At 50.0% G+C, this 21441-nt stretch carries 19 protein-coding genes; 9 read left to right on the top strand and 10 right to left on the bottom strand.

The genetic code is table 11. The annotated features are described in order from the left end of the window. The first annotated feature begins 23 nt into the window (after nt 1–23). Nucleotides 24–899 (top strand): Dyp-type peroxidase, encoded by an 876-nt coding sequence (locus tag Undi14_RS00240; RefSeq protein ID WP_200177461.1) that lies wholly within the window; start codon nt 24–26, stop codon nt 897–899. Here the strand turns inward: Undi14_RS00240 and Undi14_RS00235 are convergent. Then, nucleotides 858–3776, bottom strand: a complete 2919-nt coding sequence (locus Undi14_RS00235) for an EAL domain-containing protein (protein WP_200177460.1) — start codon at nt 3774–3776, stop codon at nt 858–860. The genes Undi14_RS00240 and Undi14_RS00235 overlap by 42 nt on opposite strands. A 409-nt stretch (nt 3777–4185) precedes the next feature. On the opposite strand from Undi14_RS00235, the gene Undi14_RS00230 reads away from it, so the two are divergent. Further along, entirely contained in the window at nt 4186–4500 is a 315-nt protein-coding gene (locus tag Undi14_RS00230; RefSeq protein WP_186895925.1) for a metal-sensitive transcriptional regulator, read from the top strand. Between the two features lie 57 nt (nt 4501–4557). On the opposite strand, the gene Undi14_RS00225 is transcribed toward Undi14_RS00230, so the two are convergent. Continuing rightward, on the bottom strand, nt 4558–6078 hold the full coding sequence (locus Undi14_RS00225; RefSeq protein ID WP_200177459.1) for a B12-binding domain-containing radical SAM protein: 1521 nt from the start codon (nt 6076–6078) through the stop codon (nt 4558–4560). A 273-nt stretch (nt 6079–6351) separates the two neighbouring features. Here Undi14_RS00225 and Undi14_RS00220 point away from each other — a divergent pair, with 273 nt between their 5' ends. Both Undi14_RS00220 and Undi14_RS00215 read left to right on the top strand, forming a co-directional pair. Next, nucleotides 6352–6666 carry a hypothetical protein gene (locus Undi14_RS00220; RefSeq protein ID WP_200177458.1) on the top strand — a complete coding sequence of 105 codons (315 nt, stop codon included), beginning with the start codon at nt 6352–6354 and terminating at the stop codon, nt 6664–6666. Nucleotides 6667–6871: 205 nt separating this feature from the next. Further along, complete coding sequence (locus Undi14_RS00215) at nt 6872–7087, top strand: SlyX family protein (protein WP_317889223.1); 216 nt, start codon at nt 6872–6874, stop codon at nt 7085–7087. 119 nt (nt 7088–7206) lie between these two features. Here Undi14_RS00215 and Undi14_RS00210 read toward each other — a convergent pair whose 3' ends face one another. The 3 genes from Undi14_RS00210 to Undi14_RS00200 all read right to left on the bottom strand — a co-directional run bounded on the left by Undi14_RS00210 (nt 7207) and on the right by Undi14_RS00200 (nt 10880). Continuing rightward, nucleotides 7207–8172, bottom strand: coding sequence for an MBL fold metallo-hydrolase (locus tag Undi14_RS00210; protein WP_200177457.1), 966 nt, complete (start codon nt 8170–8172; stop codon nt 7207–7209). Between the two features lie 131 nt (nt 8173–8303). Continuing rightward, nucleotides 8304–9167: an HDOD domain-containing protein gene (locus Undi14_RS00205; protein ID WP_200177456.1), complete on the bottom strand. Its 864-nt coding sequence runs from the start codon at nt 9165–9167 to the stop codon at nt 8304–8306. A 45-nt stretch (nt 9168–9212) separates the two neighbouring features. Beyond that, entirely contained in the window at nt 9213–10880 is a 1668-nt protein-coding gene (locus tag Undi14_RS00200; protein WP_200177455.1) for a methyl-accepting chemotaxis protein, read from the bottom strand. A 312-nt stretch (nt 10881–11192) separates the two neighbouring features. Between Undi14_RS00200 and Undi14_RS00195 the strand changes: the two genes are divergently transcribed. Together Undi14_RS00195 and Undi14_RS00190 are read left to right on the top strand one after the other, a co-directional pair. Then, nucleotides 11193–11801: a hypothetical protein gene (locus Undi14_RS00195; RefSeq protein ID WP_234030346.1), complete on the top strand. Its 609-nt coding sequence runs from the start codon at nt 11193–11195 to the stop codon at nt 11799–11801. Nucleotides 11802–11841: 40 nt separating this feature from the next. Next, nucleotides 11842–12270, top strand: a complete 429-nt coding sequence (locus Undi14_RS00190) for a PaaI family thioesterase (protein ID WP_186884213.1) — start codon at nt 11842–11844, stop codon at nt 12268–12270. A 61-nt stretch (nt 12271–12331) separates the two neighbouring features. Here the strand turns inward: Undi14_RS00190 and Undi14_RS00185 are convergent, their stop codons facing one another. After that, nucleotides 12332–13999: a long-chain fatty acid--CoA ligase gene (locus tag Undi14_RS00185; protein WP_200177453.1), complete on the bottom strand. Its 1668-nt coding sequence runs from the start codon at nt 13997–13999 to the stop codon at nt 12332–12334. 171 nt (nt 14000–14170) lie between these two features. Here Undi14_RS00185 and Undi14_RS00180 point away from each other — a divergent pair, with 171 nt between their 5' ends. After that, complete coding sequence (locus tag Undi14_RS00180; RefSeq protein WP_200177452.1) at nt 14171–15553, top strand: hypothetical protein; 1383 nt, start codon at nt 14171–14173, stop codon at nt 15551–15553. 22 nt (nt 15554–15575) lie between these two features. Here the strand turns inward: Undi14_RS00180 and Undi14_RS00175 are convergent, their stop codons facing one another. Then, nucleotides 15576–16031, bottom strand: a complete 456-nt coding sequence (locus tag Undi14_RS00175; RefSeq protein ID WP_234030345.1) for a DUF2721 domain-containing protein — start codon at nt 16029–16031, stop codon at nt 15576–15578. Nucleotides 16032–16251: 220 nt separating this feature from the next. On the opposite strand from Undi14_RS00175, the gene ygiD reads away from it, so the two are divergent. Continuing rightward, nucleotides 16252–17028 (top strand): 4,5-DOPA dioxygenase extradiol, encoded by a 777-nt coding sequence (ygiD, locus tag Undi14_RS00170; RefSeq protein ID WP_200177451.1) that lies wholly within the window; start codon nt 16252–16254, stop codon nt 17026–17028. A 54-nt stretch (nt 17029–17082) separates the two neighbouring features. Here the strand turns inward: ygiD and Undi14_RS00165 are convergent, their stop codons facing one another. After that, the gene (locus Undi14_RS00165; RefSeq protein WP_234030344.1) at nt 17083–18432 is read right to left on the bottom strand and encodes an ATP-binding protein; all 1350 of its coding nucleotides are present in this window, start codon (nt 18430–18432) and stop codon (nt 17083–17085) included. Then, nucleotides 18432–19157: a response regulator gene (locus tag Undi14_RS00160; RefSeq protein WP_200177450.1), complete on the bottom strand. Its 726-nt coding sequence runs from the start codon at nt 19155–19157 to the stop codon at nt 18432–18434. The genes Undi14_RS00165 and Undi14_RS00160 overlap by 1 nt, the downstream gene beginning before the upstream one ends. 409 nt (nt 19158–19566) lie before the next feature. On the opposite strand from Undi14_RS00160, the gene Undi14_RS00155 reads away from it, so the two are divergent. Then, a complete protein-coding gene (locus Undi14_RS00155) occupies nt 19567–20088 on the top strand; it encodes a Spy/CpxP family protein refolding chaperone (RefSeq protein WP_186895916.1) in 522 nt (173 codons plus the stop codon). A 76-nt stretch (nt 20089–20164) separates the two neighbouring features. Here Undi14_RS00155 and Undi14_RS00150 read toward each other — a convergent pair whose 3' ends face one another. Further along, the gene (locus Undi14_RS00150; RefSeq protein ID WP_200177449.1) at nt 20165–21439 is read right to left on the bottom strand and encodes an Hsp70 family protein; all 1275 of its coding nucleotides are present in this window, start codon (nt 21437–21439) and stop codon (nt 20165–20167) included. Nucleotides 21440–21441: the final 2 nt, after the last annotated feature.

Genomic DNA, 21441 nt, shown 5'->3' with positions numbered 1-21441 from the left:
TTGACAGAAAGACGGAGAAAATTATGTCGCAGCATCAGGCAGCAATCGTGCAGGATTTACCTTTGCACGCGGTGTATCTGAGTTTTGATTTGCAGGAAAATGTCAGCCAAAGCGCGGTACGCGAAGCTTTGCAGCGATTACAAACGCTCGCTGACGGTGAACGTCTGGTGATCGGCATCGGTGCTTCGCTGGCCGGCTTTTTACAGGCCAGCATACCTGGCTTACGTGAATTCACCGGCATCGCAGGCAGTAAAGTACGCTTGCCAGCGACACCGGCGGCGTTGTGGTGCTGGTTGCGTGAAGATGAACGCGGCGAGTTGTTGCATCAGCAAATCCGCTTGCAACAGGCATTGGCAGGCGCGTTTGTTTTGCAGCAAAAAACTGATGCGTTCAAATATGCCGGTGGCCGCGATCTCAGCGGTTACGAAGACGGCACAGAAAATCCGCAAGGCGATGAGGCGCTGGCGGTAGCGATTGCAGCCGATGGCGGCAGCTACGTCGCGATACAGCAATGGGAACACCGTTTTGAACGTTTGCAGGCCATGCCGCAAGCGGAACAGGACGATATGATAGGGCGGCGTAAAGACGACAATGAAGAATTGGAAGAGGCGCCGGAATCAGCGCATGTGAAACGCACCGCGCAGGAAAATTTCGAGCCGGAAGCCTTCGTGATGCGCCGTTCTATGCCGTGGGCAGATGGCGTGCGCGGCGGTTTGTATTTCGTCGCTTTCGCGACTTCTTATGATGCATTTGAAGCACAGTTGCGTCGGATGTCTGGTGCCGAAGATGGCATTACCGATGCGTTGTTTCAATTCACGCAGCCGCAAACCGGCAGTTATTTCTGGTGCCCGCCGCTGTTATCCGGTAAAGCCGATCTGCGCTTGCTTGGTGTGGGCTGAATGTTCCTGTTCTAACAAGCACATAAATTCTTCCATCGGCAAAGGTTTGGAAAACAGATAGCCCTGAAATGCCGTGCAGCTGTGTTTAATCAGAAATGCACGCTGGGCGCTGGTTTCCACACCTTCCGCAATAACGTTCAGACCGAGATTGATGCCAAGTGCGATGATAGCGCGAACGATGGTCGCATCATTTTCATCGTGGCTCAGATCCCTAACAAATGACTGATCGATTTTCAGCTGATTCAGCGGCAGTCGCTGCAGATAGGCTAATGAAGAATACCCGGTACCGAAATCATCCATAGAAAAAGCGATACCGAGTTTTTTCAGCTCGCGCATTTTTTCTGTAGTGGCGTCGATGTTGTCGAGAATGGCGCTTTCGGTCAGCTCAATTTTAAGCAGCGCTGGATTAATCTGATGCCGTGCGACGATCTCACTCAGTGTTTCGACAAACGACGCGAGTTGAAATTGTTTGGCACTGACATTCACTGCCAGGCTCAGGTTTGAAGTGGCTGCTGATTTTTCCCATTGCTTCAATTGCGCACACGCGGTTTCTAACACCCACTGACCGATAGGAATGATCAACCCGGTTTCTTCTGCCAGCGGAATAAATTCAGCCGGCGAGATGAAGCCGCGATCCGGATGCCACCAGCGTATCAGTGCTTCAGCACCCAGAAATTTACCGTCAGCATTCACCTGCACCTGATAGTAAAGCTGGAACTGGTTCTGTGATAATGCCAGTCGCAGATTCGATTCCAGCAGCATGCGCACCAGTAATATCGCCTGCATTGCCGGATCGAAAAAGCGAACGGTATTTCGCCCGGCTGTCTTGGCTTCATACATGGCGGTATCGGCCCGCTTGAACAAATCTTTGACCGTGATTTCGTCACCCTGAAATAAGCATACGCCTATGCTGCTGGAACCATGATGTTCAAAATCGGCAATCTGGTATGGTTCACTCAGAATCTGGCGGACTTTTTCTGAAATTTTATCTGCCTGAATAATCGCTTCTTTTCTGTCTGTACTGAGTTCTTCAAGTATGACAACAAACTCATCGCCACCTAATCGGCCAACGGTGTCGCTTTCGCGTATGCAACTGCTTAAACGCTTTGCTGTTTCTATCAATAACAAATCGCCCGCATCGTGCCCACGGGTGTCGTTCAGATTTTTGAAGTTATCCAGATCGATGAAAAAGATGGCGCTGTGACTGCTGTTGCGCTGACGAACAGAAATCAGATGTTCCAGGCGATCCATCAGCAAGCGGCGATTCGGCAACTGCGTCAGCGAATCGTAAAATGCGAGTTTGCGGATATCCGCTTCATAACTTTTGGAAAGACTGATGTCGGTGAATGAGGCAACATAGTTGCTGATTTCCTGGCCTTCCATGATGGCTGTCAGTGTCAGCATTTGCGGGAACGCTTCGCCATTGCGGCGGAGGCTCCACAGTTCTCCGTTCCAGAAATGTTTCTCTTTCAATGAGTCAAAAATTCTCTGAAAAAAAGCGCTGTCCTGCTCATCGCTTCTGTAAACAGGGGGGCGTTTTCCCAGCATATCTTCTGCGGTGAATCCTGTGATCCGGGTGAATGCCTGATTAACTTTCAGAATTTTCCAATTGGCATCGGTGATGAAAATGCCTTCTTGTGATTCGAAGGTGCAGGCAGCGATATGCAAATCTCTTTCCGCTTGTTTGCGGTCTGTAATATCGCTGAGAAAACAATGCCAGAGCATAGCGCCATCGGCTTCGCGCTCAGGCAGTCCATCGACAAACAACCAGCGCACACTGCCGTCAAGGCGATAAAAGCGAAATTCCGTTTGCCATGGCGACAGTTCTCGGGTTGCCTGTGCGAGTTGTTGTCTGGCTGTCTCGACATCACGAGGATCGATTCTGTCTATGAGCTGTTGCGCGTTATCTTTGACGTCTTGATGACTGACTTCTAACATCTGCAAGATGCCGATACTGGCGTAAGGGATACTCGTGGTTTTGTCAGAACGTACCCGGTATTGTATTGCCAGGCCGGGCAGGCGGGACGTCACTTTATTGAGCCGCTGATAGGTTTCGTTTATTTTTTTACTGGCGATCGCGTTTTCTGATCGCATGGCGTTGATCATCAGAGCAATCAAGGCAATGGTGCTCACATACGCCCAGACCACAACCAGACCGGACGCCTCGAAACTGGAAAACCTGCCGAGATTATTCGATGCGGCCCAGGTCGAGAATATGGCCAAGGCCAGGCTGATGCTGCTGACCGTCAGCAGACTGAATCGCATCGCGGCCCAGATCATCATGGCGACAATCACGAAACTGAGACGCAGATAGTTATACGGCGACAAAAAAACGAACCAGTTCGCAGCTACGAGCAGAATCAGAAACATCAAAATTTCTTTTTTATGCTCAAGTGCACGTAAAGAGTGTCGCGATATTGCAAGTAATACCGGGCTGGCCAGTAAAGCACCCACGATGTCACCGGCAACCCAGATGTACCAGGTGCTAACGGTGAAGGGTTTACCAGAAAGAATGCTTAAAGCCAGTGTGCCAAATGTGGCAGAAATCATCGCGCCGGCGAGCGAAGACAGCGTAAACCACAGTACATCGCGGCGCGCCGCAAAGTGCAGGTCGAAATTTTTTTTATGAAGCATCCAGCAGGTCGCCGCAGGCCCTGTCGTGGAACCGATGGCAAGTAAGATTGCTTGATAAATGGATAATTTCCACCATAACTCCGTGAGCAGAATCGCGATGAAAATTGCTGGAATCATCACTTTGCCATAGCGAAAAATAACCGCAATCGCGACACCGGCAGGCAACCAGAGCAGGCTGAGATTTGAATCGCGATAAGTAATGGAGATTGCCAGGCTGCAAGCGAGAAAATAGATCAGTATCACTGACAGTATCCGGGGAAGCGACTGCTTTGATCTGAAGCGGGCAAACAAGCTGGGGTTCTGCGTCTTTAACATGAAAATTGAATGATGACTAAGCCTGGCTATTATGCGTTATAACGGCAATGAATTGAGTTGGGACATTGCCGGAATTTTTTGTTCAGACATAAAGAACTGATGTCTCTCTTTTGATGTATCTCTTTCTTAGCGGAATGAATCATGCTAATAAAATGATGCTGCGGGTTTTGTCTGAGTCTGATCGGTTCTTCTGTGCAGAATGCTGTCCGGCATTTTTGCGTGTGTCGCATGAGGCGACACAGTTTCCTTGTCTGGCTTGAATGCTGTTAGCATACTCGGTAGAGTATAGGGGATCATGCCCGTATAACTCATATAAACACTACTCAGGAGAACGAAGATGGCAGATACTCCCCCATTAAAGATAGTTCCAGGGAATGCGTTAAGCGATGCACAGAAAAAAGATCTGATGCACAGACTGGCGCGTATCGAAGGTCAGTTGCGCGGTGTGCAGAAACTGATTGCCAAGGCGGATACAGCCGACGATTGTGAAGGTATCGCCCAACAGATGTCGGCGGCGCGCAAGGCGCTGGATCGTTCTTTCGTGACTTTGCTGACGGATTCTGTTGTTACTCAGGCTGAAAAAGCGAAGACGACGGCGGAAGCCATTGAGGGCAGCAAGCGCCTCGCTGCGCTGTTAGAAAAATTCGCCTGATGTTGCCAATGCCACAGACGCTGCCTGCCTGAAGCATCAGCGTTTGTGAGCCTGTATTCAGGCAGCGATATGTCTGCTTTGGCGTTGCGGAGTGGCTTTTGCCGTCGTTTTTTCTGCTACGGGTTTACTGCTGCTTTGTTTGTGCTTCGCATCACCAGCATAATCGCTGGATACCAGCGCCAGCGCTGCTTCTCTTTCCATGCCACGTTCTTCCTGTAACCATTTGCTGACCAGGCCGGCCAGACGATCAAGGGCAATTCTGTGGGTGGCATCTGTACTCGTGTAAATCCAGTCAGAGAAAGCCAGGAAGTTTTCAAATGGCGCGTCGGCCAGAATGACAGGGAGGGTGTTTGCAAAGCGTCCTGAATTAGCCACCATGTCCCAGTAGCGGGCAAAGCGCACCAGTTTTTGCATGTCGGCGAAGGGTACATCTTTATTCGCCAGTATCGTGTATGGTGGTTGCGGATCAAATACTAAGCCGAATGCTTCGGTATGGCGTATCACGGGTGTTCCGCGTAAGCGTTTCAAAATGCCGAATTGAATTTCATGCGGCCCGAGCGCAACCAGCTTGTTAAAACCCGCCGCAAAACTTTGCATCGTTTCACCGGGCAGGCCAGCAATCAGATCGACATGCAAATGGGCGTGCGAGTGTTCGCATAACCAGCGTATGTTCTCTGCCGCTTTGTCATTATTTTGCTTGCGACTGATCAGGCTTTGCACTTCAGGGTTAAAACTCTGAATGCCGATTTCAAATTGCAGCGTGCCTTCGGGGAATTTTTGTATTCCTTCTTTCAGGGCGTCGGGTAAATGATCTGGAACCACTTCAAAATGCGCAAACACCGGATCATCCGGCGCGGCTGCCAGCTTATCCAGAAAAAACTGCATGATTTTCAGGCTGGTTTTGATATTCAGATTAAATGTGCGGTCAACAAATTTGAATAAGCGCGCGCCGCGTTGATACAGACTTTCCATCTCAGCCAGAAAAACATCGATATCAAACGGCCACGCGGTTTTATCGAGCGATGATAAACAGAATTCGCATTTGAACGGGCAACCGCGTGAGGCCTCGACGTATAAAGTGCGGTGGCGGATATCCTGATCGCTGTAGAGCTGATACGGCAGGCGGATATCATTCATCGGTGGCTGCAGCCCGGCATGAATTTTCATTAAAGGTTGTGGGCCGCGCAAAATTTGCTGGCACAAATTGGCAAAGCTGATATCGCCCCAACCGGTAATCACATAATCAGCAAGACGGATAATTTCCTGATTGCCAGTTTCGTGCGATACCTCTGGCCCGCCAAGAATGACGATGACCTCAGGCGCCACCCGTTTCAGAATCGCAACGATCTGGGTAATCTCGACCACATTCCAGATATAGACGCCAAAACCGACGATGAATTTTTGTTCGGGTTGGCGATAGGCAAGAATTTTTTCCACCACGTCAGTGCTGCGCGCACCGATGACGAATTCATGAATCTTTGTCTGTTCCTGTAACTCTCCCATATTCGCGAGCAGATAGCGCAGCCCCAGTGAAGCATGGGCATAGCGGGCATTAAGGGTCGTCAGCAGGATAGTCATGGAGCGGAAAGCGGGCGGAAAGCCGCTATTGTACGCTGGGTGCGGGCTATCCCGATGAATGTCGCCTTGGCGTACACGTGCTTTCGTGGTTGATGCGGATTCATACCCGCAACCGCAGTGAAACGGAGGTGTTGGAAAGCATAGGATGTATTCTTTATTCCGGATATTTGTAATTTCAATCCTGCGTTTCTGCAGTTCGTCGCATACCGCTCGCTGCTGGACAAATGATCTTCTACAGTACACACATCAAACAACCACTGAAGGAGAAATAAAATGAAATCATCACTGAAAAACACCACAATTTTTGCAGTTGCTATGTGTGCTGCAGTCTTTATCAGCGGCAGCGCTTTCAACACTGTTAAGCATGGGACGCACGATAAAATCCAGACCGTCACCATCTCTGCGAAGGCGATGACGGAAGCGCAAAAACTGGCTTACGACGCTGAACAAAATGGGATACAAACTGTCGTGATTTCTGCGAAACGTCTGACGACAGAGCAAAAACTCGCTATGGATCAGCAAGATCAGCAAAATCAATTCAAGCAACAATCTGTCGCAGAGAAAAACAACCGTCGCACTGCGATCTGAGGATGAACACAGATGATGTATGCATTCTTAAAAAATGGCGGGCAATCAGGGGTTGCGACTAACTAGCACGGGTGCGTTTTTAAAACAAAGTGATGCACCTGATTTTTGTAGTGGATTGCTTTGCTTTGAAAACATGCCGAAACGTGAATTTTTTGTCGCCCCCAGTATGTGGCATACTGTGACCCCTTTCCTATCAAGTGGTTGCATGATGAATACCGAAGAACGTCTGATTGATCTGGAAATCCGTTTGTCACGGCAGGATGATCTGGTGGATACCCTGAATACGCAGGTGTATCGTCAACAGAAAAAAATTGATGAGCTGGAAGCTTTGTGTGCTGCGATGGCAGGCCGTATCCGTGAACTGGCTGTGATGGCGAGTCAGAAAAATACGGTACTCGATGAAAGACCGCCGCATTATTAAATTTTCACTCAGCATTGCCGGTTGCTGAAAAATACGGCGGATGGAAAAAAGGACGAAAGCCGCAAGGCGATTCGTCCTTTTTTGTTGTTGCCTGCGCTATGACGCAGGCACGAAGCAGATTATGGCTGTGGTGCGTAATTTAATGGTGCCCAGGCATAGCCTTTACCTTCCTTGCGCACATAACCCAGACCCGGGAATGCCAGATGTGCCGCGCCTACCAGATAAGACTGTTGTGCTGCATCGGCATAGCTTTTCTTGCGTTCAACAGCCGCAGCTTTCGAGTCAGAATCAAATTGTATCGTGACGGATGGATTCTCAAACTGTACCGCTGCCACATGCATCAGATCCCCCCAAAGTACCAGTGTCTGCCCTTTGCTTTCGATTTTATAAGTGCTGTGGCCTGCGGTATGACCGTGAGCTGGTATTGCCTTAATACCAGAAACCAGTTCGGTGGCGCCATCGAATGATTTGAATTGTCCTGCTTTGACATAAGGGTTCAGTGATGCCATTGCGCCTTGAAAGTAGCCTTTACTTTCTTGTGGCGCTTTGTCCAGATTGGCCTGACTCAACCAGAAGTCGACATCATGCTGATCAGCGCGTACTACTGCGTTCGGAAAGGCCATTTTGTCGCCGTTCATCAGACCGCCGACATGGTCAGGATGCATGTGCGTGATGTAAATTTCATCGACTTGTTCTGGTTGATAACCTGCAGCTTTCAGGTTGGCCTGCATTTTTCCCAGAGTCGGACCAAATAATGCGCCAGCGCCGGTATCGATCAGTATCAATTTGCTGCCGGTGTTGATCAGATAAGTATTGACAGAGGTGTCCAACGGGCTGTGCTGGTGCAATTTACCGAGTGCTTTGTTGACTTTCGCCGGCGTTGTGTTTGTCAGCAACTTATCGACAGGAAGTTGCACCGTGCCGTCTGAAATTGCCGTGACTTCAAAGTCACCCAACATCGTCTGGTAATAACCCGGCGCAGCAGTTTTTACCATAGGTGCGGCTGCATAGGCCGTGCTGACGGAGAGTGTCAAGGCACTGGCAGTAGCAAGGATTCCTGCAGATAACAGATGTGAAACTTTCATTTGTTCTTCCTTCAAAGTCATTGGTCGGGCAAACATGGGAAGCTGATTATGCCGAATAAATGCAAAGCCTGCAGATGACCAGTCTATTTTTAGTGGGCTGCTATGATTGACTGGGCTGGTTATGCAAAAAATCAGTGGATCAGCGCCTCGGTCAGGGAATCAAGGTCTTCTTTCGATTCATCCAGAATCTCTTGTAAAGATTTGTCTCCGACCATGAAGTCGATTTTTCCGGTGTTCGCTGTCAACTTCGTTTGATGGCGTTGCGTCAGCGGAGAGACCGTATCGGTAAGATGATTCGCCAGCAATAAGGTGTCGCCCAGACTGACCGGTGGAAATACCGCGGCGCCATGCCAGCAGCTTTCTATGCTGCTCATGACCCGCTTGGGAATCAGTAATTTTTGCAGCACTGCGCGGGCGATTTCCAGCTCGTGGGATTGGTCTGCAGATGGATAATCGATCTCTGTTCCGCTTTCTAATAATGCAGGAAATTCTTCTGCTCGCGACAATAAATAGAAACCGCCAACTTCATGGACAACACCGGCAAACAGCGCAGTTTCAGGATCAATTTTGCTGACTTTACGTGCTAACAGATGCGCCATTGCCGCTACGGTTGCGGAATGCACCCACAGATATTCCATCTTTTCCCGGATGGCATTATCGGAAATTGCCAGACATATCTGGCGCATGATCACGGCGGCGACAACGGAACGTAAGGTGCTGAATCCCAGAATGGAAATCGCCATGCGGACATTGGTAATGCCTCCGCCAAAACGGCTGTAGGCGACGGAATTAGCGACGGCAATGACGCGGGCGGCGACCAACGGTTCCTGAATAATCAGTTTCGCGATCTCGTCTGTCCCGTATTTCGGTTCATCAAGCGCTTCCTGAATTTTTAAAGTGGCCCGGACGTTGGCGGGAAAAACCAGTTCGCCCGAGCTGATCTGTGCAACGATATTACGTAATGCTTCTGACTTTATAACTGCTGACTTCTTCATATCTGCTGACTATCGTCTGTTTTTCCAGACGTCTGATGGTGGGAGTCATGTTTTCATCCCTAGAGTTTTTACAATTGCTCCAGCCGTCGCAGAAAGCAGAGACATGGGTGTAGCAGTGTCGGTGATTTCTTTCTGCACCCGCTGTACGGGACGATGGTGACGTCCGTCTGTGTCGAGTTTAAATGCAGATACCGCACGCGCAAGATTGCCTGCCTGTTCTTCCATACTTTCTGCTGCTGCGGCGGCTTGTTCTACCAGCGCCGCATTTTGCTGAGTCATTTCGTCCATCTGTGTGATCGCACGATTGACTTCTTCAATACCGGAACTTTGTTCCTGGCCTGCTGCGGTGATTTCAGCCATGATGTCCGCCACATGTTTAACGGAACGGACTATTTCATCCATGGTTTTGCCCGCTGCTTCGACTAACTTGTCGCCAGTTCCGACTTTTTCTACTGAATCACCGATCAGGGTTTTGATTTCTTTGGCTGCGTTGGCACTGCGTTGTGCCAGATTCCGGACTTCGCTTGCAACCACGGCAAACCCGCGCCCTTGTTCTCCGGCACGAGCAGCTTCTACTGCAGCATTGAGCGCCAGAATATTGGTTTGAAATGCAATTCCATCAATCACACTGATGATGTCGACTATTTTACGCGAACTTTCTTTAATCGAATTCATGGTGTGAACAACTTTGCCGACCTCTTCGCCGCCTTTGACCGCAAAATTCGAAGCCGAAGTCACCAGCGCGTTTGCCTGACGAGCATTGTCGGCATTCTGGCGCACGGTTGCGGTGATTTCTTCCATGGAGCTGGCCGTTTCTTCCAACGCGCCTGCCTGCGTTTCTGTGCGTGATGACAAATCGGCATTGCCGGTTGAAATTTCGACCGAAGCAATGGCGATGGCATCCGTGCCTTGTCTGACTTCGCTGACAATGTGATAAAGATTGTCGTTCATTTCTTTCAGTGCCAGCAGCAGTTCGCTGATTTCATCATTGCCTTCAGGTTCTGTATGAAAAGATAACTCACCGGCGGCGACTTGCTTGGCAATTGCCACTGCTTCGCGTAATGGTGAAGTGATACTGCGTGTGAGTAACACAGAAAAAGCGATGCCTGCGCATAAAACAAGCAACGCCATGAGCACCAGTGTTCCTATGGTTTTGTTTGCAGAACTTTCCGATTGCGCCGCCAGTTCAGCCGAGGCGGCATCTTGCAATGCAACCAGCTTGTTAATTTCCTGCAGTGCTTTTTGTTGCAAAGGATCGATCTGCGTGGAGATCACTTTGACTGCTTCTTCACCATTAAACGACAGCAGCATTTTGAATGCTTCTTTGGTCGGGCCATCGACTTGTTGATCTAAACTGAGCACGCTATCGAGAATTTTTTTCTCTGCATCGTTGAGCCCCATCGCTGTTAATTTCTGACGTGCTTCGTTAAATGCGTTCTGTTGGTTTTTGACGATCAGTTTTTGTTTGTCGATTTCAGCCAAATCTGTCTGCAATCCTATATTCCGGATTGCCATACCACCTTCCAGCATGCTGCTTCTCATTTTTGCTGCCAGTGCTGTTTTGCTATGAGACAGTTCTATGCCTGTCAGCATCTGTTGCCGGTTGCGTGCACTGAGCGCGCTGCCGATAACGAGCATCGCAATCAAAGAAACCAGGATAACGCCGAAACCAGTTGCGAGACGTGTTCCGATATGAAGTTGGCGGAGATTCATTTTGGCGTCCTTTGAGTAATTTTAATCAAATGATTGCATCTAAAATAACGTCCGTGAAATAATCGATCCGGTTCAGGTATCGCCTGTGACCGGACTTTATCGTTCACTCAATGCCGTCCAATCTTTTAAGCAAATGCAATGCCAGAAGCATCGTGTTGTTATACCAGCCTGTCAGCTTCTGAGTCCGCCATTCACTTTGTTGCATATCCTCTAAGATAGGAATTTGTCAGAATGATCCTGGTTGTTACTTTCGTATTGATATCTGCTCTTGCTGCGGCATTGCTCTTTGTCTGGTTGCGTACACGACGAGTTATGCGAGCCGACTATATCCGTAGTTATATGTTCCCGCCTGGCCTGTTGGAACGCTTGCATCAACGTCGTCCAGACTTATCATTAAAGGATAGACAACTGGTGGCCAGAGCACTGCGACAATTCTTCTTGGTGTATCTGAAGTCTGGATACAAGCATATCTCTATGCCGTCACAAGTGGTGGATGATTTGTGGCACGAATTCATTTTGTACACAAAAAACTACGATGCATTTTGTCAAAAAGCTTTTGGCCGTTACATGCACCACACACCAGCGGCCGTATTAGGTGAGAGCCAGCGTAGTAATATTGGTTTGCGTCGCACCTGGTGGTTTGCCTGCCTTGAAGAAAATATTAATCCACGCAGCGCTACACGCTTACCGTTGCTGTTTGCGCTGGATGCAAAGTGGAATATTGCAGATGGTTTTCGTTATGAACCAGATTGCAGTGCCTTACGCAGAAATGGCGATGGCACGGTGTACTGCGGCGGAGATTTTTATTCTGGGGGCAGTGTAGGAGACAGCATTGATTTTGGCGATTCGACCTCTTTTGGCGATGTTGCTGATAGCGGTGGTGACAGCTCATCATGCAGCGGTGGATGCGGCGGCGATTAACGATCGTTTGCCGGTGAATGAAAAAAACAGAAAGATGAAGATGGAACAAGTGTTATCAAATCAGGCAGAACATGCCGAAAAACTGAATCAGCTAGGCAGTAGTTTTTTACCTGGTCATCTTGGTGTACGGATGTTGTCGGTAGAAAAAGGTCGCTCACATGGTGAGCTGGAAGTGCTTCCTCATTTGCTGGCACCGAATGGTTTTTTACATGCCGGTAGCGTGATCACGCTGGCTGATACTGCTTGCGGTTACGCTTGCATGGCAAGCTTGCCAGAAGGCGCGCACAGCTTTACAACCATAGAATTAAAATCGAATCATCTGGGAACTGCCCGTAGCGGCAAAATCGAAGTGGTGGCGAGCGCATCTCACCTCGGGCGTACGACCCAGTTATGGGACGCCGAAGTGACATACGAGGGAAAGACGATAGCCTTATTCCGATGCACGCAAATGATACTTTATCCAAAATGAGGCTGGCTTGCAGATGGTGCATACAGTCGGTGCACCATCTCAGCGGAAGTTTCTCAGTCTGTTAAGCCGCGTTATTTGCGGCTTCTTTTTCTTGCAGCAGGCGCCACATGATTTTGCCCGAACCGGATTTGGGTAGCGTCTCGACAAACTCAATCAGACGCGGCACTTTATAAGCCGCCATTTTCTCGTGCGCCCAGGCGATGATTTCTTTCGGGTGAATCACTGCACCAGGTTTTTTGACTATCAGCGCCTTCACCGTTTCACCGCGATACGTATCCCGTGCTGCGATGATGCAGCATTCCTGTATAGCCGGATGTTGATACATCATGGATTCGACTTCGGCTGGCCAGACTTTAAATCCGCTGGCATTGATCATGCGTTTCAGCCTGTCCGTAAAAAAGAAAAAACCTTCCTCATCGATAAAGCCGAGATCACCGGAACGGAAAAATTTTTTACCGTCGAGTTCAGCGAACGCATCGGCTGTTTTTTCCGGATCATTCCAATAGCCTTGAAATAATTGCGGGCCGTGTATCCAGATTTCACCGGCCTCACCTTGTCTGACTTCCTGCATCGTAATGGGGTCAACAACGCGGGAATCGACGTTGAAAAATGGAATGCCCAGACATTGCTGTTTCATTCTTTGCGGCGGGTTCAGATGTGATGGCGCCATCGTTTCAGACAAACCGTAACCTTCCATATATACCTGACCTGACAGATCCAGCAATTTTTGTGCGATTGCCGCCGGCATCGCAGCACCGCCACCGGATACGCGCGTCAGTTTGGAAATATCATATTCTGGGAGACGTGGATTCGATAAAAAATCTATCATCATTGATGGCACCAGTGTCCAGTTGGTGACGTGGTAACGAGTAATCAGTTGCCCCGCAACGTCTCTGTCCCAGCGTGGCAAAATCACCAGCGTGCCGCCACAGTAAAGCGAAGCATTCATGACGGATTGCATACCGGTGACATGAAAGAAAGGCAGCACCGCAAGCGCGACGTTATTCGGCACGATAGGGCCGGACCAGGTCGGGCTGGCGACAATATTGAACATGACCGAGCGATGGGTATGAATGCAGCCTTTCGGATGCCCTGTTGTGCCAGACGTATAAGGCATGCAGGCCAGATCATCCGGTGTCGCCTGATGTGCTGCGGGAGACAGAGCTGCAGCAATCGCCGTTTTCCAAGGCGTGATCTGAGGTGACGCAGGTACATCGGCCGCGGCTTTAACGAACTCAGGAACGGTCAGCGTGGTGTCGCAAGTCAGATGATCTGAGTATGTCGCCACTACTGCATGCCGGAGTGCCGTGCTGCCGACGAGTGGTGCTAATCGTGAAAAGACATCCTGCGACACCAGTGCGGCTTTGGCGCCACTGTCTTTAATGTAGTAATCAAGTTCGTCCGTCATCAGCATCGGATTGACTGGCACGACCATCGCGTCCGCCCGCAGAATCGCGTAGAAACCGATGACGAACTGCGGGCTGTTCTGCATATCCAGCAACACCCGGTCGCCACGCTGAATACCGCAAACTTGTTGCAGATATCCGGCTAAAGCGAGCACCTCCTGATGTAGCTGACGATAAGTCAGCACGGAGTCGTAAAATATGATCGCTGCTTTATCCGGGTAACGTTGCGCGGAAATTTGCAGATTTTCATACACACTGATGGAGGGGACGATCAAATGGTGCGGCAGCCCTTTTGGCCAATGGACGTAGTGAGTGGTATTCATTCAGAGTCTCCTTGGAATAGTGTTTTATTTAGAGTGCCATATTTCGGCTGGAATTGCATGATCGTTCGTAAAATTGGAACTAATTTCTGAGTTTTGTAATTTTGAACATATTCTGTTTTACTGCTGACGTTACAATGTGCCGTCAGTCTCAATTTTCATATCGGAGTTACCGTGGTTTTCAGCAGATTAATTACTTTTAGTGCCATCAGCATTCTGTTGTCCGCTTGTGGTGGAGGCGGTACTGGCAGCACTAGCGCTGGCAGCACCCCGGTTGCTGTCAGCGTGCCCTCTGCATCCACGGTGTCAGTTGGCGATGCACTCAGCTTTGTCGGGCAGGCCAGCAGCTCTGCGGGACAGATAACGCAAATGTCCTGGCAGACCGAGGCTCTGACGCTGGGGGCCAATCCGCTGACAGCGATCACGAATGCCGACTGTAAAACGATGCAGACCTCGGGCAATTCGGCGAGTTGCACCTTACAACTGACGCCTCCCGCAAAACTGACTGCCGACTATACTTATAAGCTGACCTTGCTGGCAACTGATGCAAAAGGAAATACCTCTAGCTCTTCGACGACATTAAAGGTACTGCAATCCGCTTCGGTGACCAATAATCCTGTGGCGCAGACCGGTGCCGACGCGAGCGTGACTTCCGGTGATAAGGTCAGCCTGAGTTGCGCTGGTAGTGGCGGAACGCCTGCCACCAGTGGCGCCGCTTATGCCTATCAATGGGTGGTCGAAGATGCAGCCGGTCTGGCGATTTCTCTGGCCAGTACGACTGGTGCCAGCAGCAGTTTTGTCGCACCCGTAGTGAAAGATGCCACGACCGTCAAGTTGCAATGCCGTGTCACTGACGATAAACAAAAGACCGGTACCGCGACACAGAAAATCACGATCACGCCTGTTCTCAAGCCAACGATCGTCCCGATTTCTTACAGTGGCGGCACCGTGCAACCCGGCGCTGCGGTGGCGCTGGATGGCAGCAAAACTACGATGTATGACGTTAATGGCAAAGAAGTCAGCGGTACGATTTATTATCTGTGGAAATTCAAATCCGGTCCGGCGGGCGCTACCCCGCTGACGGTCTACAACCCGACCAGTAGCGTTGCCAGCGTTGTCTTTCCCAGCGTCGTCACGACCACGTCAACTTATGTATTTACCTTGAACGCCTCTACTGCACCGATTGCTGCGGATGGTACTTCGGCAGATACCGTTAAACAAAAAGATGTGGTGTTCTTTGTCAGTGCCCTGCCACCGATTACATTAACTTCATACAATCTGGTGCAGGTAGTACAGAGCGGAGCCAGCGTACAGTTGAAAGCAGAAACACCGAATTACACCGGATCATCGCCGCTGTATTTCAGTTGGACACAGACAAATACGCCGCTGGTGACACTGGTTGGTACGAATTCCCAGATTGCTGGTTTTATCGCACCGACCGTATCTGTCGCGACAACCCTGAGCTTCCGGGTATCGGCAGATTATTTTCCGATTACGGTGGCCAACCCCGGAAGTGCCAGTGTCGATTTGCTGGTGCAGGTACAGCCCAAGAACTGAAAGCGATATGCCGACGACAGAATCAGCGTTGTAAATGTCTGATTCTGTCGCGTTGATGTTGGCGATCCAGCGTTCTTGTTGCAACGATAATTTCACTCATAAAATAAACAAAGCTGCCGATCAGCGACAAAATACCGCCAACAAACAGACCCGCAATCAGTTTATCAAGGTTTAAACCCATTGCATCCCCGACGAAGAGCGCCGCAATCACCAGGCAGATCAATAAGCCGCAGGTTGTGCTCAGCGTAATCGCACGATTAATCAGATGTGAGCGTTGAAATAATTCAACCAGTTCCTCTTCGAGACCCACCGTTGCGTTTGTCTGCAGTAAATTTTCCACCACCCTCGCTCGGTCGATAATCCTTGCCAGACGGCTGGTCAGTACGGCGAGTTTCGTGCCAACACCGGTCAGCAGAAAAACGGGGGCAATCGCGAGTTGGATGATATGGCTGACGTCGCCAAGCTGAAGACTGATCATGGAATTCCTTTCTAATTTTTGCGTGATTCTACCTTGTGGTTGAATTGCATTGATGTTCTTCCCTACCTGCTTTTCAAAAATATTCTATCCTAGAGCCCGTTACCGTTAACTATCTGTAGCTTGTGTGCCTGCCTGATACCGGTTTGTGCTTGCAATAATTGACCTCAGGTTACATATATTGTTGATAGATTCAAAACCAGATCACTGTCAGGACTTATTTATGACTCAGTCACAGCGCATGCCAGCCATTTTCGTCGGACATGGCAGCCCCATGAACGCCATCGAAAATAATATTTATACCCAGGCCTGGGAGGCATTGGGGCAACGTTTTCCTGCGCCAAAAGCGATATTGATGATATCGGCACACTGGATGACGCGTGGTGTGGCGGTAACGGCGATGAAGCAGCCGCAGACGATTCATGACTTCGGTGGTTTTCCGCAAGCCTTGTTTGACATTCAATATCCGGCTCCCGGCGATCCGGCGCTGGCGCAGCATATTGCACAACATCTTGCACCGTTACCGGTGGTACTCGATCAGCAATGGGGGCTGGATCACGGTGCCTGGTCGGTATTGGTGAAAATGTATCCACAGGCGCAAATTCCAGTGATACAACTGAGTCTGGATCTGACCCAGCCAGCCGGCTGGCATTTCGAATTAGGACAGAGACTGGCGGCCTTGCGGGATGAGGGCGTCATGCTGATGGCGAGCGGCAATGTGGTGCACAATTTACGCCGTATGGCTTTTCAGTCGCCCGGTTTTGACTGGGCGCACCGCTTCAATAATGTTATGCGCAAGGCCATTCTTGAAGATGACACTGAAAAGCTGGTGAATTACCAGCAATTCGGTCAGGATGCGGCACTCTCCGTACCGACCTCTGAACATTTTCTGCCCTTGCTGTATGTGATGGGAAGTAAAAATGGTCATGACAAGACCGAGATCGTAGTGGATGGTATGGATCTCGGTGCCATTAGTATGATGACTGTCCTCATATCATGAGGCGAGTGCCGGAAAGCCTGCGACTATGTGACTATAGGGCTTTCTGGCAGACAGTTATTGCGGATTCTGAATGGGCAGGGTCAGGCGTACTTCCAGACCGCCCTCGGGCAGATTGCGTAGTTGCAGTTGTCCGTCATGTTGTTGTGCGATATTTTGCGCGATGGTCAGCCCGAGACCAGAACCGCCGGATTCGCGTGAGCGTGATGTTTCCATGCGATAAAACGGCTCGAATACTTTTTCTTGCAGTTCCGTTGGAATGCCTGCGCCGCCGTCCCGTATGAAAATCTGTAAAACGTCTTTGCCGCCTTCTTTTTCTTTTGACATACTGACTTTTGCGTAGTGTCCGTATTTGACAGCATTATCAATCAGATTAGTCAGGCAGCGGCGCAGCGCCTGAGGTTTGGCCAGGACGGTTATTCCTGGCAATCCTGAAAAACTGACGTCTTGCCCCGCCTCGCTGGCGTCACTGCAAACACTGTCGAGCAGTGAATCAATATCCAGCGGTCGGCGCGCTTCACTGCTTTCTATACTGCGTGCCAGATCCAACCCTTCCCTGATCATCATCTGCATTGCGGATAAATCACCGATCAATTTTTCGCGTAATTCAGCATCACTGACTTTTTCCAAGCGCAGACGCAAACGGGTTAAGGGCGTTTGTAAATCGTGAGTAATCGCCGCCAGCATATGTGTGCGCTGTGAAATATGGTGGCGTATCCGGGCCTGCATCGCATTGAATGCCCGCGTTGCGGTGACGATTTCGCTGGCACCTTTTTCAGGTAAGGGCGGACGATTAATGTCTTGCCCTAGCGCCGTGGCCGCTTCTGCCATATGACGCAGGGGACGCATCGTCATTCGGGCGATAATCAAGGCTAATACTGCAATGAAGGTCAGAAATAAAAAGAAATATTGTATGAAATCATCACGCAGCGGTGGCGCTGGTGTTTTTGGTGGCATCACCGTCAGACGTAACACGGTGCCGTCGTGCAAGGTAATACTGAGCGCCTCACATGGCACTCGCATCAGCACGGCATTTTTGGGTGGACGCGGGCAGGTTGACGGATCAGTTGGCAGAGACAGTACGCGGAAATTCCGACCCAGCCGTTCGCTGACAGCTCTGGCGTAATCCGAGCGTGGCCCGGTATTGCTGATATTTTCGGGTAATGTGGTGACCTCCAACCCCAACCTCGGAGCCGTCGCCAGGAAACTCTCGCGGTTTGCTGTGGGCAAGGTATCGAGCGCACTGATTAACTGTTCTATCCTGTCGATAGAATGTGATTCACGGTATTGCATCAGTGTTTTTTCGCGCTCACCAAAGGCCAGCCATACTGTCAGGGTGGCGGATAATAAAACACCGATCAGAAGCGCGCCAAAGACCCGTCCCCACATTGACGACAACATCGCCATCAGTGCTTCTCTGTCGTTACAGTCACCGCCAGCACATAGCCGCCGTTACGAACTGTTTTAATGATTTGCGGAGAGCGCGCATCTTCCCGGAGTTTCTGGCGCAGACGGCTGATCTGGATATCGATAGAACGATCAAAAGGATCGGCATCGCGGCCGTGCGTCATATTCAATAACTGATCCCGATTCAGAACGCGATTCGGGTGTTCGAGAAAAATATTCAACATCCTGTATTCGGCACCGGACAAGGAAACGACCATATCGTCCGGGGCGATCAGATGGCGAGCCGTCATATCCAGCACCCAGCCGGCAAATTTCAGTTTTTGCAAACCGTCGTTATTCGAGCCCAGCTGATTATTTTGTGTCCGCCTTAACACACTGCGTATGCGTGCCAGCAATTCGCGTGGTTCGAATGGTTTCGGCAGATAGTCATCAGCACCCATTTCCAGCCCGAGTATCCGGTCTAAAGGTTCGCCACGCGCGGTCAGCATAATGACGGGAATCGTCGATTTGCTGCGAAGATTCCGGCATAAAGTCAGACCGTCATCACCGGGTAAATTAAGGTCGAGGACGATCAGTTCAAATTGATGTTCCTGTAATGCCGCCCACATCGCGGTGCCATCTGCCGCCATGACAGCGGAATAGCCGTTCTGATCCAGATATTCAGCCAGTAAACTGCGGATATCGCGGTCATCGTCAACAATGAGTATTTTATTTGAGGTATCCATGGTCTTCATTATGAACCGGGTCTCCGTGAAAGGCATTGTGGGTTTGTATCGTCTTGTTATGATAACGCTTTGCCGACATAGTACGAAACATCGGACGGACACGCGTTCCGGCGTTGTTACACAGAGATACAAACCTGAACGTAATTGATATTTACCGGTTACAAGACGCAAGCACAATGAGGCCGTTGACTGTTACCCCGGCAAGATGTGTAACGGTTAATGTTGCTCAACTGCAGTTGTTTTATTTTATAGGACTGACGCAAAACCGCCCCAGCGGCGTTATGGCTCCTGGCCGTACTATTCGTACTGTCTTTGTCGCCATGCCTTGCCGGAGCAATTTTGCGTCAGTCCTGTTTAAAAAATAAGTATCTGCAAAGTCTGAGCTTTTTCCGTGCATTCAGAAAGATAAATGATGAAAAATTTCAAACAAACTTTGCTGGCAGTTGTCCTTACTTCCTGTTGTGGCGTCAGTGCGATAGCTTTGGCACAAACCGCACCGGACGTTCCTCCGCGTCCGCAACATCCTATGGGCGAGCCTGGTAAAAATCCAGAGCAGATGAAAGAACGTTTTGCCAAGCATCAGGCAGAGCTGCACGATACCTTAAAGATTACGGCAGCACAGGAGCCCGCGTGGAAAACATTCATACAATCGGTCACGCCTAAAGCCATGCCGCAGCGCGAAGACTTTAAAGAGCTGGATAAGCTGACCACACCGCAGCGCATGGAAAAAATGCTGGAAAAAATGAAAGAGCATCAAGCGGCATTGCAGGATCGTCTGGCTGCTACTAAGACTTTCTATGCAACATTGACGCCTGAACAGCAAAAGATTTTTGATGAAAGCCATCGTCGCCTGCAGCACAAAATGCAGAGCCACATGGCGCGGCAAATGCATAAACGCGGTGATGCTCCCGGCATGATGGACAAGCCATAAAACATTCAGAAGCAAAATAAAACGGGCACCTTCATCGGGTGCCCATTTTCTTTTTTAATCGGTATCTTTGATATCGTCAGGCGAATCGCCGTGCTGCATCTAAGCCCAGACCTGCACCGATACTGCCGAATAAATCGCCTTCCACCTTACGTGCGTTCGGAACAATCGCAGCAATTTGCTGACGCAAACCGCGCACGCCACTCGACCCACCGGTAAAGAAGACTGTATCCACCTGATCTGGACGAATACCAGCCTGCTGCAATACTTTGGCGACAGCCTGTGCAATATCGCGGCTCAGATGGCCGATGGCTGATTGCAAACCTTCTTGTTCCAGTATCAGTGAACAGGGCACAGATACCGGTTTGCTGCGCAGGCGTTCCAGCGGCAGATTGATGGCATCCTGATCCGACAATAAAATTTTTGCTTCTTCCGATTTGATCGCCAGCCAGTGTCCATCCCGGTCTTCGACCAGATTCAATAAGCGTTCAAAGCGTTGACGTACATCGCTGCTTTGTATATCGCGATATACATCCTGTAATTCCCGCCAGACTTTTTGCGTATACGCCAGATTAATTGTGTGCCACGTCGCCAGATTAAAATAATAACTCGATGGCACATCGGTCTGATTCGCCAGTCTGCCGCCTAAACCCAGCAAGGGCATGATGTGCGTTAGACTCAGATATTTATCGAAATCCGTACCGCCGATATGGATGCCGCCATTACCCAGAATATCATCACGGCGATCCAGCAAATGCGCGCGTTCCGGTGCCAGACGCACCAGAGAAAAATCGGAAGTACCACCGCCGATATCGGCGATCAGAACCAATTCTTCTTTTTCTATGCGCGACTCATAATCGAAGGCGGCCGCGATAGGTTCAAACTGAAAATGTACTTCCTTGAAACCAACCGCGTGGGCAATATCTTCCAGCGTGTTCTGGGCGATCTGATCAGCCTGGCGGTTATCGTCGATGAAATGGACGGGGCGACCGAATACCGCATGTTCAAACGATTGTCCGGCGGATTGTTCGGCACGTTTTTTCAGTTCACCAATAAATTGCGACAGTAAATCGCGAAATGCCAGTGGCTTGCCCATGACTTCCGTTTGACCGTCGATCAGACTGGTGCCCAGCAAGCTTTTCATCGAGCGCATCAGGCGCCCTTCGTACCCAGCCAGATAGTTCGCCAACGCGGCACGTCCGTAGCTGACTTCATGTTCTTCGGCATTGAAGAAAATGACCGATGGTAAAGTCAGCTTATCTTGTTCCAGCGCCAGCAAAACGGATTGCGCGCCACGATGCCAACCCACGGTTGAGTTTGAGGTACCAAAATCTACTCCACAAGCTTGCGACATGA

Origin of the sequence: Undibacterium sp. 14-3-2, assembly GCF_016595265.1 — a bacterium.
GTDB lineage: Bacteria > Pseudomonadota > Gammaproteobacteria > Burkholderiales > Burkholderiaceae_D > Undibacterium > Undibacterium aquatile.
The sequence above is the reverse complement of the archived record's forward strand: the minus strand, read 5'-3'. Positions and strand labels throughout refer to the sequence as shown.